The sequence below is a fragment of the Flavimaricola marinus genome (assembly GCF_900184895.1).
In the GTDB taxonomy this organism is placed as follows: Bacteria; Pseudomonadota; Alphaproteobacteria; order Rhodobacterales; family Rhodobacteraceae; genus Flavimaricola; species Flavimaricola marinus.
Window position 1 is genome coordinate 252,656 of the sequence record NZ_FXZK01000003.1, and the last position, 12,770, is coordinate 265,425.

Here is a 12,770-nt window from a genome sequence, read left to right on the forward strand (position 1 = left end):
CCACCCCACTCTTGTCGTGCCCCGATGATCAGAGGCTGCGAGTGGCTTCGAGCACTTCTTCGACGTGCCCCGGCACTTTGACCTTGCGCCAGACCCGGGCGATCTTGCCATCACAGTCGATCAGGAAGGTGGCCCGTTCGATGCCCATGTAGGTCTTGCCATACATGTTCTTTTCGACCCATGTCCCGTAGCGCTCGCACACGTCGCCATCGGCATCGGACAGCAGCGCGATCTTGAGATCGTATTTGTCCCGGAATTTGTCGTGCTTTTTCACCGGGTCTTTCGATACCCCCAGCACGACCGCTCCGGCGGCGGCAAAGTCATCGGCCATTTCGGTGAAGGAGATCGCCTCTTTGGTGCAGCCGGGCGTGTCGTCTTTCGGATAGAAATAGAGCACGACCTTTTTGCCCGCGAAATCGCCGAGCGACAGGGTGCCTTCGCCGTCGCGTGGCAGGCTCACGTCCGGGGCTGCGTCGCCCGCTTGCAGTGGCTGAGAAGTCATGATCCGCTGTCTCCTTTGGGGTAAGTGATCTATCAGTCTTTTGTTCTAGGCTGTGACGCGCGAAGATAAAGGGCAAAGGACGCCAGACACCGAAGATGACCGAGGCCGAGCCGCCAGCCGAACAGGATCCCCCCGGGTCGAACACGCCTGACACCGGGGCAAAAACGGACGACGTTTCCGCGTCGACTCCGCCGGTGGAGCCGTCTGCCGTGGCTCCCGCCGCGCCGCCTCAAGTTCCACCCGCTGCCTCTGCGCGTCGGGGCGGACGCATCTCTTGGTACATGCTGTTTCACACTGTCCGCGGGCTGTTTCTTTTGTCGCTGATCCCCGTGATCTTTCTGGCGCTTGCCCCGGTGTTGCTGATTGGTCAGGAGATCACCGCCCCGACCTGGGTCAAGACCCGTGTCGAGCAACAGGCCGCCCGCGTACTCAACGGCGGCGCGATCACATTCGGCTCGATCACTGTCGAGGTCGGCCGTGACCTCCATCCCGTCATTCGCATGACGCAGACCGAAATGCGGGATGCCGAGGGCGACGTTTTGGCCCGTGTGCCGGTGATCGACGTCGCAGTGTCGCCGCGCGGATTGGTCTTTCTCCAAGAGATGCTCCCCCAGCGCATCACGCTGACGGGCGCACAAATCGCGCTGCGCCGCGCCTCTGACGGTTCGGTGGCGATCGCCTTTGAGGCCAGCGCCCCAGCGGCGGGGCAGGCCGACAGCTTGACGGCGCTGCTGGAGACCATCGATCGGACTTTTGATGCCCCGGCACTGGCCGCCCTCGAATCCGTTCGCGCCGAGGGCCTGATCGTCAATTACGAGGATCTCCGCGCCGGTCGGGCATGGACCGTCGATGGCGGCACGCTTCTGTTGGCGATTTCCAAGGACGAAACCGCGCTCAACGGCGATTTCGCCTTGCTCGCCGGCAGGGATTTCGTGACCGAAATCGGGCTGGAGGTGACCAGCGCCCGGGACAGTCAGGCCGCCAGCATCGCGATCCAGGTCACAGACGCGCTGGCCCCCGATATCGCCTCGCAAAGCCCGGCCCTCAGTTGGCTCGGCCTTCTGGATGCGCGCCTGAGCGCTCAGCTCGTGGGAAGCCTCGAGCCTGACGGCGAGGTTGGAGAGCTGGAGGCGCGCCTCGATATCGCGGGCGGTGTTCTTCAGCCGGAACGCGGTGCCCGCCCTGTCGCGTTCGAGGGCGCCCGCGCCGTGTTGGGCTATGACCCCGGTCTTGATCGCATCCGGTTCGACGAGGTGTCGGTGATCAGCGAGTGGGGCAGGGTGTCCGCCAACGGCCAAGCCTATCTGCGCGAGCTGACCGACGGCTGGCCCGAGGCGTTGATCGGCCAGTTCACGCTGACCGATATCCTGCTCGATCCGCCGGATGTCTATGACGCGCCGGTCCGCCTTGCCTCGGCGGGCGTCGACTTTCGGCTCCGCCTTGCGCCCTTTGCTCTCGATGTCGGTGCGTTTCACATCATCGACGTGCCGCCGGTGACCCTTGCCAGCGCCGACACCGCCGTCGCCCAGAGCCTGACCGATGCCGCGACCGCTGCCCGGATCGACGGCCATGCCCGTGTGACGGCCGGTTCGGACGGCTGGCGTGTGGCGCTGGATGCGGGTGTCGACCGCATCGACATCGCCCGTGTGCTGGCCCTGTGGCCCACCGCCTTCAAGCCGGGAACCCGCCGGTGGTTTGTCAATAATGTTCGACGGGCGACAATGTCGGATGTCACGGCAGGTCTTCGGATCGAGCCGGGTCAAGAACGCCCGGTGATCGCCATGACACAGGCATTTTCCGATGCCGAGGTCAGGGTGCTTCGCCATTTGCCGCCAGTCAGGGCGGCGTCGGGATCGGTGGCGATCCAGAACAATGCGCTGACGGTGATGCTCGATCAGGGGCGTATGGCGGCTCCGCAAGGTGGCACGGTCGGCCTGGCCGGTTCGGTTTTCCGCATCCCGGACAGCCGGATCAGACAGCCCCCTGCGACCCTGCATCTGGAAACCCAAAGCACGATCACCGCCGCCCTTTCGATCCTGGATCAGCCGCCGTGGTCGTTCATCTCGAAAGCGGGCCGCGAGGTGACGATGGCGCAGGGCCGCGCCCGTGCCAGTGCCGATGTGCAATTTCGCCTGCGCCCCCGTGAGGACGGGGACCGGGTGCTCTTTGACGTCACCGCCGATCTGACCGAGGTCCGCTCGGACGTATTGGTGCCGGGCCGCACATTGGCGGCATCTGCTCTGCGCCTGTCCGTGGATCCGGAGGGATTGGAGATCACCGGCCCGATGCGCCTTGGCCGGGTGCCGGGTGATGTGACCTTCCGCACCGGATTTGGTCCCGATCAGTCGGGTTCGGCCACCGTGACCGGCGAAATCGAACTCTCGGAGCGGTTTATCGACGAATTCGGCATCGGTTTGCCGCCGGGCATGGTGACCGGGGCAGGGCGTGGCCAGATCGATCTGGCGCTGGGCGGAGGCCCGCCGCGCTTTTCGCTGACCTCGAACCTGAGCGGCATTCGCGTCAGCATCCCGTCGCTCGGCTATACCAAGCCGCAGGGCAGCACCGGCCGCTTCGAGATCTCGGGCCAGTTGGGCGAAGTGCCGCGCGTGGACCGGGTGGCCTTGGATGCCGCAGGTCTGGATGCCGTGGGCCAGATCACTCTGAGCCCCTCCGGTGGCTTGGACCGCGCCGAATTCTCGCGCGTGCGTCTGGGCGGCTGGCTCAACAGCCCCGCGACGCTGGTGGGCCGGCGCCCGAACCGCCCGCCCGAGGTGCGCGTGTCCGGCGGCACGCTGGATCTGCGCCGCGCCCAGTTTGGTGGCAGTGGCGGCGAGGGTGGCCCGATGACCGTCTCGCTGTCGCGGCTTCAGGTAACCGAGGGCATCGCCCTGACCGGCTTTCGCGGAGAGTTCAGCGGCGCGGGCGGTTTCAACGGCAGTTTTACCGCGCAGGTCAACGGCGGGGCCGAGATCCGCGGATCCGTCGCCCCCGGCGGCGGCGGCACCGCTGTCCGTATCGTGAGCAACAACGCTGGGGCCGTGATCTCGTCTGCCGGGTGGCTGGAGAACGGTGTCGGCGGCACGCTGGATGCCACCCTGACCCCGGCCGGGGCCGAAGGCGTCTATGACGGCCGCGCCCGCATCGCGAATATTCGCGTGCGAGACGCGCCCGCGCTAGCCCAGCTGATCGACGCCATCTCCGTGGTCGGCCTGTTGCAGCAGTTGGACGGGCAGGGGCTTTCCTTTACCAACGTCGATGCCGCGTTCCGGATATTGCCCGACCGCATCTCCGTGTCGCAGGCAAGTGCGGTCGGACCCGGTCTTGGCATTTCGCTCGATGGCACTTACACGCAGGCCGACCGCCGGATGGATTTCCGGGGCGTGATCTCGCCGCTCTACCTGCTCAACGGGGTGGGGGCGGTGCTGACCCGTCCCGGCGAGGGCCTGTTCGGTTTCAACTACACCCTGCGCGGGCCGGTGGGCAGCCCGTCGGTACAGGTCAACCCGCTGTCGATCCTGACGCCGGGGATGTTTCGAGAGATCTTCCGCGCTCCGCCACCGGGGTAGCGCGGCACATGGGGGCGCGACGTGAAGCTGTCGGATTTCGATTTTGACCTGCCGGAGCAGTTGATTGCGGTGCGCCCGGCGCGTCCCCGGTCGTCGTCGCGCTTGCTGGTGGCCCGTGGCCCCGAGACGGTGGAGGCTCACGCCATCGACCTGCCTCGGTTTCTCAACCCCGGTGACCGGCTGGTGTTGAACGACACCAAGGTGATCCCCGCCCGCCTGACCGGCCAGCGCCATCGCCCGGGCGCCCCCGGAGAGGGCACCGCCAAGATCGAGGTCACCTTGCTGGAGCCGCGCGCCAATGGTGCTTGGGCGGCCTTGGTCAAACCGCTCCGCAAATGGCGCGAGGGCGAAACGGTTGTGTTTTCCCCCGATCTGAGCGCGGTTCTGGAGGCCCGCGAGGCAGATGCCGCACTCGTTCGTTTCAACCTGACCGGCGACGATTTCGACGCGGCGCTGAACGCTGCCGGGGCGATGCCCTTGCCGCCCTATATCGCGGCCAAACGTCCCTCGGACGAGGCCGACAAGGCCGACTACCAGACCCTTTGGGCCGACAAGTTGGGGGCGGTGGCCGCCCCGACCGCGTCGCTCCATTTCGATGAGGCGCTGATGGCGGCGCTGGCCGAGCGCGGCGTGGACCTGACCTATGTGACCCTGCACGTCGGGGCGGGCACCTTTCTGCCGGTGAAGGTCGATGACATCAGCGAGCACAAGATGCATGCCGAATGGGGCGAGGTCTCGGAAGCCGCCGCCGACGAGATCAACGCCACCCGCGCCGCCGGGGGGCGGGTGATCCCGGTGGGCACCACGGCGCTGCGTCTGATCGAGAGCGCCGCCTCCGAGGCAGGCGTCGCGCCTTGGCGCGGCGATACCGACATCTTTATCACGCCCGGCTACCAGTTCCGCGCCGCCGACGGCTTAATGACGAATTTCCATCTGCCGAAGTCGACCCTGATGATGCTGGTCTCGGCATTGATGGGGCCGGAGCGCATTCGCGAAATCTATGCCCACGCCATCGCGCAAGGCTATCGGTTCTTCTCTTATGGCGATGCATCTCTGCTGTTACCCAAGGGATAGCGGCGCGACCCAGACCTGGTAGGTTGAAATCGAGGTGGCGCGGGGAAAGACTGCGGACAGGCGGCCGGGTGCCGGGTCCGTGAGGCCGGGTCTTTTGGCTCTTGTGAACGCAAGACTACGACACTAGGGGTCGCTGGTGAGCATCCGGCCGGTGGCTCGTCTCACTAGACCCGACTGGTCATTCCATTCGAACGAGAAGGCGGCACCGCAGATGTTACAGGTATTCGGCCATTCATGGGCCTTGTTTCTGGGTATGTTCATGCTGATGATCGGCAACGGTCTTCAGGGCACGTTGCTGGGTGTGCGTGGTGAAATCGAAGGGTTCTCGACGACCGCGATGTCTCTGGTCATGTCGGCCTATTTCCTCGGTTTTCTGTTCGCCTCGCGCATGGTGCCGAAGTTGATCCAGAAGGTGGGCCATGTTCGCGTCTTTGCCGCCCTCGGCTCAACGATCTCGGCTGTGCTGATCCTGTATCCGGCTCTTGCGGAACCCTGGGTCTGGACGCTTGGTCGCGCGATCATCGGGTTCTGCTTTTGCGGCGTGTATATCACCGCCGAAAGCTGGCTAAACGATTCCGCGACCAACGAAACCCGCGGTCAGGCATTGTCCGTCTACATGATCGTTCAGATGGCGGGCATCGTCGTGGCCCAGTATATTCTGACCCTCGGCGATGCGTCCGGCTTTATCTTGTTCATCGTCCCGTCGGTTCTGGTGAGCCTCGCCTTTGCGCCGATCCTGCTGGCGGCCGGCAATTCGCCGACCTTCGAGACCACCAAGCCGTTGTCCATTCGGCGCCTGATCGAAGCCTCTCCGCTGGCCTGCATGGGTATGTTTCTGCTGGGTGGGGTGTTTGCCGCGCAATTCGGGATGTCGGCTGTCTATGCCACCCGCGCCGGCCTGACCGTGCCGCAGATTTCGGTCATGGTGTCGATCACCTACGTCACCGCCTTGTTCCTCCAGTATCCGGTGGGCTGGCTGTCGGATCGGATGGATCGGCGCATCCTGATCATCGGGTTGGCCTTTGCCGGTGGGCTTGGGTCGGCGTTGTCGTTCTTTATTCCCGGCTATTACCTGCTGATCCTGATCAGTGCGGGCATCGTGGGCGGGATGTCCAACCCGCTTTATGCGCTGCTGATCGCCTATGCCAACGACTTCCTCGAGCGGGAAGACATGGCCGCCGCGTCGGGCGGGCTGTTGTTCGTAAACGGGGTGGGCGCGGTATCCGGCCCTCTTCTTGTCGGCTGGGCGATGGATAACATCAGCGTCCATGCCTATTGGGCATTCATCGCGGCGCTGATGCTGACGCTCGGCGCCTACGGCCTGTGGCGGATGACTCGGCGGGCGACGACGACGTCGGTCGAGGACCTTGTGTCCTATGCTCCGATCACCGCCAGTGCGTCTCCTGTGATGGCTGTCGCGGCTCAGGAGATCTATATCGAGACCGAAGAGGATTCTCATTCCGAAGATGCCTCGGATCCAAGCGCAACGCGCGGTGGCCGTCCCGAAGATGCGTCACAAATGTAACTAAGTTGCATGGGTCGATCGGCCATTGGTTGTCAGGCTTCAATAACTCTGCAACCAATTCCCAGCATAGGCACAGATAGCTGGGAGATTTGGCTTGGAAACGCCGGACACGATATTGCGGTATTGGCTCGACGAGGTCGGGCCGGAAGGTTGGTACACCGGTTCGGCGGCGCTCGACAGTGAGGTGCGCGCAAGGTTTCTTTCGACCTGGCAGGAGGCCATGTGCGGAGCCTGCGGTCTCTGGCTGACCAGCGCGTCGGGATCATTGGCCTATATCATTCTGACCGACCAGTTCTCTCGCAACATGTTTCGGGGCACGGCACAGGCCTTTGCCTCCGACAACAACGCCCGCGCCGCGGCCAAGATCGCGCTGAGCCGGGATTGGGACATGCGCATCAACGAGCCTGCCCGGCAGTTCTTTTACATGCCGCTGGAGCATTCCGAGAACCTGATCGATCAGGATCGTGCCATTCGCCTGTTTGCGTCGCGGATGCCCGAGACGGGCCGGTCCAACCTGCTGCATGCCAAGACCCACCGTCAGATCATCCGCATGTTCGGCCGGTTTCCGTTCCGCAACGCCGCCCTTGATCGAGCCAATACCGCGCTGGAGCAGGAATGGCTCGATGCCGGGGGATATGGTGCTGCCTATCGGGCCCTCGAGGCCGAGGCCGCCGACGCCTGAAACCCTGAGTTTCGATTAAAAACCGATGGGTTTCGGCGCTCTCGGTTAAGTCGCTGTCAATGACCGATGGATCATCCTGCCGCTGAAAGGCTCCAACCTTTCGAGCAGGAGAACAGTCGTTTGAAAGACGAAAAAGAGAGACGTTCGACATCGGCGTCCAGACCATCGTGGGACGCGGGCGCGGAGTCGGATTCCTCCGGGGCCGCGACCCTGGCTACCGAAATCATGAACATCATGGAGCAGGGAATCGTCGTCTGGTCCGGCGACGGGTATTGCGAGTTGCACAACACCCGCGTCTATCAGGTGCTCGAACTGTCTGGCGACGATTTGCAGATCGGCACCTTGCGCGCCGATTTTCGTCAGAAAGCGGTGGACCGGGGCGACATGTCGGCCGAGGATCGCGCCTATTCGGACGGCAAGGTGCAGGCACATCAGCCCTATGCCTTTGATCGCCATCTGCCTTCGGGCCGGGTGGTGCTGACGTCTGGCCGTCCGACGCGCGGTGGCGGTTATGTCGTCACATTTACCGATGTCACCGAGGCCCGTCAGGTGGCGCGCGATCTGGCCGAGGCCAAGCTGGCGGCAGAGGCTGCTCAGACGCAGGCGCTGGAAATCCTGGAAGAAGAGCGTGCCCGTCAGGCCGAGGCGCATATGCTCAGCCAGTTGGATGAGTGGCTGCAATCGTGCAAGACGCTGGAGGAGCTGTTCGAGATCGTGCAGCGCTTCATGGCCCGATTGCTGCCCGGCGGGGCAGGGGAGCTCTATGTCTATTCCAATTCCCGCGATGTGCTGGACGGTGTCTGTCAGTGGAACACCGAAGCGATGCTGCCCCATATCAATGCCGACAACTGTTGGTCGCTGCGCCGGGGACGGGCCTATGAATTCCAGAGGGGCGAGTTGTGCTTTGCTTGCGAACATGTGCAGCAGCAGGCCCATGACGACGATCCGGCGCATTATCTGTGTATTCCGATTGTCGCACATGGCGATACCGTCGGGATGCTGCACATCCGGTTCCTCGAGGCCAACGTCCCGAGCGGCGGCGTCAGCGACAGGATGCACTTTGCCGCCCGCTGCGGAGAACACATCTCGATGGCGATCGCCAATGTGAAGCTGCGCGACGAATTGCGCGATCAGTCGATCCGCGATCCCCTGACCGGCCTGTTCAACCGTCGCTATTTCATGGATGCGATGCGCCGCGAGGTGTCCGTGGCCTCGCGCAAGGGCGCCAGCTTTGGCCTGATTTCCTTCGACGTCGACAAATTCAAGAACTTCAACGACAACCACGGCCACGATGCGGGCGATATGGTGCTTCGCTCGATCGGCCAGGTCTTGAGCGACGTGATCGGAGCGGCGGACGTGCCCTGCCGCATGGGCGGCGAGGAGTTCGCCATCCTGATGCCCGGGGCCGATGCGCAGGCCGCCAGCAAACTCGCCGAGGCGCTCAGGGAAGCGATGCCGGAACTGCGTGTCCGTTATCTCGACAGCATTCTGCCGCCCATCAACATTTCGGCCGGTGTTGCCGCCTATCCCGACAGCGGCCTGACACCGCCCGTTTTGCTGCGCCGTGCCGACGAGGCCCTTTATCTGGCGAAGGCCGAAGGTCGCAACTGCGTGCGCTGTGCCGAGTGAGCCGTGAATTGCGTCAATCAGTTAGCCGCCATGCGATCTGGTCTCTGGCCTGCTTTTCCAAAGTAGTTTAGCATCAAACTAATTTGGAACTTGGAGGAGACGGCGATGGCTGGCAAAAGCTTTGACTTGATCGTAATTGGTGCTGGCCCGGGCGGGTATGTGGCAGCCATTCGGGCGGCGCAGTTGGGCCTTAAGGTCGTCTGCGTGGAACGGGAACACCTTGGCGGCATCTGCCTGAACTGGGGCTGTATTCCGACCAAGGCACTGTTGCGCTCTTCCGAAGTGTTTCACCTGATGCACCGGGCCAAGGAATTTGGCCTGAAAGCCGAAAACATCGGTTACGATCTGGATGCCGTGGTCAAGCGCTCGCGCGGTGTTGCAAAGCAATTGTCCGGCGGCATCGGCCATCTGTTCAAGAAGAACAAGGTCGAAGTCGTGATGGGCGAGGCCAAGTTGGCCGGCAAGGGCAAGGTGTCGGTCAAGACCGACAAAGGCACCGAAGAGCTTTCTGCCAAGAACATCATCGTGGCGACCGGCGCCCGTGCCCGCAATCTTCCCGGTCTGGAAGCGGATGGCGAGCGGGTCTGGTCCTACAAGCACGCCCTTGTCCCGCCGCATATGCCCAAGGACCTGCTGGTCATCGGCTCCGGCGCGATTGGGATTGAATTTGCCAGCTTCTTCAACACGTTGGGCGCGAACACGACCGTTGTCGAAGTGATGGATCGGATTCTGCCGGTGGAAGACGCTGAGATCAGCGCCTTTGCCAAGAAGCAGTTTGTCAAGCAGGGCATGACGATCATGGAAAAGGCCGTGGTCAAGAAGCTCGACCGCGCCAAGGACAAGGTCACCGCCCACATCGAAGTGGGCGGCAAGGTCGAGACCAAGGTATTCGACACCGTGATCTCTGCCGTTGGTATCGTCGGCAACGTCGAGGGGCTCGGCCTCGAAGAGGCTGGCGTCAAGATCGATCGCACCCATGTGGTGACCGATGAGTATTGCCGCACCGGCGTCGATGGTGTCTGGGCGATTGGCGACATCGCGGGCGCTCCGTGGCTGGCCCACAAGGCGTCGCACGAAGGTGTCATGGTCGCCGAGATGATCGCGGGTGGCCATCCCCATGCCGTCAAACCCGAAAGCATCGCGGGCTGCACCTACTGCCATCCGCAGGTGGCCAGCGTCGGCTATTCCGAGGCGAAGGCCAAGGAATTGGGCTATGAGGTCAAGGTCGGCAAGTTCCCGTTTATCGGAAACGGCAAGGCCATTGCGCTGGGCGAACCCGAAGGCATGATCAAGACGGTGTTCGATGCCAAGACGGGCGAGCTGCTCGGGGCCCACATGGTCGGCGCGGAAGTCACCGAATTGATTCAGGGCTATGTGGTGGGCCGCCAGTTGGAAACCACCGAAGAAGACCTCATGGCGACTGTGTTCCCGCATCCGACGCTGTCCGAGATGATGCACGAAAGCGTTCTCGACGCATACGGCCGGGCGATCCACTTCTAGGCGCCGCGCGGCAGACGAAACTTGCGTGACGGCAATGGAATCGGCCACTGTAGCCAAGTGTTCGATTTCTTGCTGTCACGGAGGTTTGCGGGATGTTTCGAGCTTTCTCGGTACTCGCGGCGCTAACGTTGGCATGTGCTGCCGCCGCTCAGTCGGTGATGGGCGAGTATCACGCGGTCATATCCCCACAGGATATGGTCAATTCCCAAGGCCAAAGGCTTGGTCATTTTTGTGCCATGGTGCAGCAGGACCGCGCCAATTATCATCGGTTTGGAAGGCGCGATCCGACGGATGAGGGCGATCCCGTGTTTTCCGACCGGACGCTGCGCGGTCGGATCGTCAATACCTGTGAGTTGACCGGTGCCGCCGGCATCATGGCGGATCAAGCGATGCGCGGCACGACCGTCTTTATCCGCGTCAGAATACTGAACGACGGTGGCCAGATGCGCGTGCTGGTGGGCGAGTGGGCCGGCTGAACTGCGTTCTGCGACACTGAGGCCGACGTTTCTTGCCAAACAGAGCCAATCGCGCAAGGCTGCAACAATTGTTCAGGAGCACAGCATGGCCGACCCATTTCAGGATCTGAATGCCGCCGATCCCGCCTTTGTCTCACGCATCGTCGACATTCTGGAGGCCCGCGCAAAAGAGCCGCTGATGGTCGAGATCATCGAGTCCTATCTCGAGGCGCTGCCTTGGGTCGGGATCGATCTGGCCGTCGAGGTCGGCTGTGGAACTGGCCCAATCACGCGACGAATGGCCGACCATGCCGCCCGCGCGGGCCGGGGAGGGCAGGTCGAGGGGCTGGAGCCGTCGTCGGCGCTGGTTGCCGCCGCGATCGAATTGGGACAAGGCATGGACAATCTGAGGTTTGCCACCGCAGACGGCACCGCATTGCCTCATGAGGACGGCACTGTCGATGTCGTCGTCTACCACACCGTGCTGACCCATGTGACCGACCCGGTTGCGCTATTGACCGAAGCCCGCCGCGTGTTGCGCCCCGGCGGGCAACTGGTGGTCTGTGACGCGGATTTCTCGAAAGCCTCGTTCGCGAGCGGACCGGACGATCCAATGGGCGTCTTTGCGCAGAGCTTTGTCCGGCGTTTCGTCACCGACGCGTTCACCGTCGGAAAGCTGCCGGCGATGGTCCGGCTTGCCGGGTTCGAGACCACTCGATTCGATGTGTCCAATCGCATTACGACATCGGACGATGGGATGATCCATTATGTGCAGATGTGTTCCGAGGCGATGGTTTCCGAAGGGCTGATCGGTCAACCCTTGGCCGAGGCGCTGCTCGGCGAGTATGCCCGCCGGCGTGCGCTGGGCGAGCTTTACGGCTTCATCCCCTTTGCCACGCTGATTGCCAACAAGAGTGACGCGGACTCGGCCTGACCGCGGCGCGTGACCAATGCCACACCTCTCGAAGACGCCCCGATCCGGGCGCATTTGATCTTGGGCCTCTCACAATCCTGACGCAATGTGTGCCTAGCCAAGCATCTGATAATCAAGCAGATTGAGGCGCAGGATATGATGATGAGAACACTCGCGGCGGCGGCCCCGGCTTTGGCCCTTTTGTCCGGCTGCGGTGCGATTGCCTTGGGCGATCCGACAAACAGCGGCTTTGCCGTCCCCTCGGCGACCGGGCAGTTGAGCGAGGTGCAATCGTCGACAGCGGTCGGCGGGTCCGATTTCTCGAGCCTCACCGGAAACGGATATGGCTATCAGGTCGGCTCTGTGTCGAATGACGGGCTGCAAGGTTTTGCCGGATTGGTGCCCGGCGCCAGCGTCGCCCCGGCGACGACCCCGGGTCTTGTCACGATGGAGGGCGATTTCGAGCTCGCCTACATCGGTTTCATTCTGGCGGTGGACACGGAGGTGAGCGGATCGGCCGTGACGGATCAGGGGCGTTTGACGATGAATGTCGATTTCTCGGACGGATCGGTCACCGGCTCCGGCACCGGGATCGACAGCTTCAGCAATTTCCTGCTCAACGGCAATGCGCTGGAAATCGACGGCACCCTGACGGGCAACCAGTTGAACGGAACGGCGACCTACAACGGTGTGACCGGGCCTATGCAGGGTTTGATCGGGTCGAATGAGGGAATCGGCGTGTTTCAGGGCCATACCGATGGCCAAGTTCATGCCGGCGGTTTCATCGTCAACTAGCCCCCGATTGATGTCCCAAGTTGCACCTGCCCAAAAATAGTTCTAAATGTTCCGTTAATGTTCTAGTTTTGGGGTGGCGGACTGTGCCCGACTCACTATGTGGTGGGCCTGTCACCTTGGGGGTCACAT

At 63.0% G+C, this 12,770-nt stretch carries 10 protein-coding genes; 9 read left to right on the forward strand and 1 reads right to left on the reverse strand.

Going from position 1 to position 12,770, the window contains the following annotated elements:
* Positions 1 to 28: 28 nt before the first annotated feature.
* Positions 29 to 502 carry a thioredoxin-dependent thiol peroxidase gene (gene bcp, locus LOM8899_RS10160; protein ID WP_093992094.1) on the reverse strand — a complete coding sequence of 158 codons (474 nt, stop codon included), beginning with the start codon at positions 500 to 502 and terminating at the stop codon, positions 29 to 31.
* A 281-nt stretch (positions 503 to 783) separates the two neighbouring features.
* Here bcp and LOM8899_RS10165 point away from each other — a divergent pair, with 281 nt between their 5' ends.
* The 9 genes from LOM8899_RS10165 to LOM8899_RS10205 all read left to right on the forward strand — a co-directional run bounded on the left by LOM8899_RS10165 (position 784) and on the right by LOM8899_RS10205 (position 12,641).
* Positions 784 to 4,068 (forward strand): DUF3971 domain-containing protein, encoded by a 3,285-nt coding sequence (locus LOM8899_RS10165; protein ID WP_168770518.1) that lies wholly within the window; start codon positions 784 to 786, stop codon positions 4,066 to 4,068.
* Positions 4,069 to 4,089: 21 nt separating this feature from the next.
* Positions 4,090 to 5,142 (forward strand): tRNA preQ1(34) S-adenosylmethionine ribosyltransferase-isomerase QueA, encoded by a 1,053-nt coding sequence (queA, locus tag LOM8899_RS10170; protein WP_093992096.1) that lies wholly within the window; start codon positions 4,090 to 4,092, stop codon positions 5,140 to 5,142.
* Between the two features lie 211 nt (positions 5,143 to 5,353).
* Positions 5,354 to 6,667, forward strand: coding sequence for an MFS transporter (locus LOM8899_RS10175; protein ID WP_093992097.1), 1,314 nt, complete (start codon positions 5,354 to 5,356; stop codon positions 6,665 to 6,667).
* A gap of 94 nt (positions 6,668 to 6,761) precedes the next feature.
* Positions 6,762 to 7,349, forward strand: coding sequence for a DUF924 family protein (locus LOM8899_RS10180; RefSeq protein WP_093992098.1), 588 nt, complete (start codon positions 6,762 to 6,764; stop codon positions 7,347 to 7,349).
* 120 nt (positions 7,350 to 7,469) lie between these two features.
* On the forward strand, positions 7,470 to 8,978 hold the full coding sequence (locus tag LOM8899_RS10185; protein ID WP_168770519.1) for a diguanylate cyclase: 1,509 nt from the start codon (positions 7,470 to 7,472) through the stop codon (positions 8,976 to 8,978).
* Between the two features lie 105 nt (positions 8,979 to 9,083).
* Positions 9,084 to 10,478 carry a dihydrolipoyl dehydrogenase gene (lpdA, locus tag LOM8899_RS10190; RefSeq protein WP_093992100.1) on the forward strand — a complete coding sequence of 465 codons (1,395 nt, stop codon included), beginning with the start codon at positions 9,084 to 9,086 and terminating at the stop codon, positions 10,476 to 10,478.
* 92 nt (positions 10,479 to 10,570) lie between these two features.
* On the forward strand, positions 10,571 to 10,954 hold the full coding sequence (locus LOM8899_RS23215; RefSeq protein ID WP_133065007.1) for a hypothetical protein: 384 nt from the start codon (positions 10,571 to 10,573) through the stop codon (positions 10,952 to 10,954).
* An 85-nt stretch (positions 10,955 to 11,039) separates the two neighbouring features.
* Positions 11,040 to 11,867: a methyltransferase domain-containing protein gene (locus tag LOM8899_RS10200; protein ID WP_093992102.1), complete on the forward strand. Its 828-nt coding sequence runs from the start codon at positions 11,040 to 11,042 to the stop codon at positions 11,865 to 11,867.
* 135 nt (positions 11,868 to 12,002) lie between these two features.
* Positions 12,003 to 12,641 (forward strand): hypothetical protein, encoded by a 639-nt coding sequence (locus LOM8899_RS10205; RefSeq protein WP_133065008.1) that lies wholly within the window; start codon positions 12,003 to 12,005, stop codon positions 12,639 to 12,641.
* The last annotated feature ends 129 nt before the right edge of the window (positions 12,642 to 12,770 follow it).

What these genes read in the sequence shown, in the direction of transcription:
- lpdA (WP_093992100.1), top strand. Translation starts at nt 9,084, where the DNA reads ATGGCTGGCAAAAGCTTTGACTTGATCGTAATTGGTGCTGGCCCGGGC.
- LOM8899_RS10200 (WP_093992102.1), top strand. Translation starts at nt 11,040, where the DNA reads ATGGCCGACCCATTTCAGGATCTGAATGCCGCCGATCCCGCCTTTGTC.
- LOM8899_RS10165 (WP_168770518.1), top strand. Translation starts at nt 784, where the DNA reads ATGCTGTTTCACACTGTCCGCGGGCTGTTTCTTTTGTCGCTGATCCCC.
- LOM8899_RS10205 (WP_133065008.1), top strand. Translation starts at nt 12,003, where the DNA reads ATGATGATGAGAACACTCGCGGCGGCGGCCCCGGCTTTGGCCCTTTTG.
- LOM8899_RS23215 (WP_133065007.1), top strand. Translation starts at nt 10,571, where the DNA reads ATGTTTCGAGCTTTCTCGGTACTCGCGGCGCTAACGTTGGCATGTGCT.
- LOM8899_RS10175 (WP_093992097.1), top strand. Translation starts at nt 5,354, where the DNA reads ATGTTACAGGTATTCGGCCATTCATGGGCCTTGTTTCTGGGTATGTTC.
- bcp (WP_093992094.1), bottom strand. Translation starts at nt 502, where the DNA reads ATGACTTCTCAGCCACTGCAAGCGGGCGACGCAGCCCCGGACGTGAGC.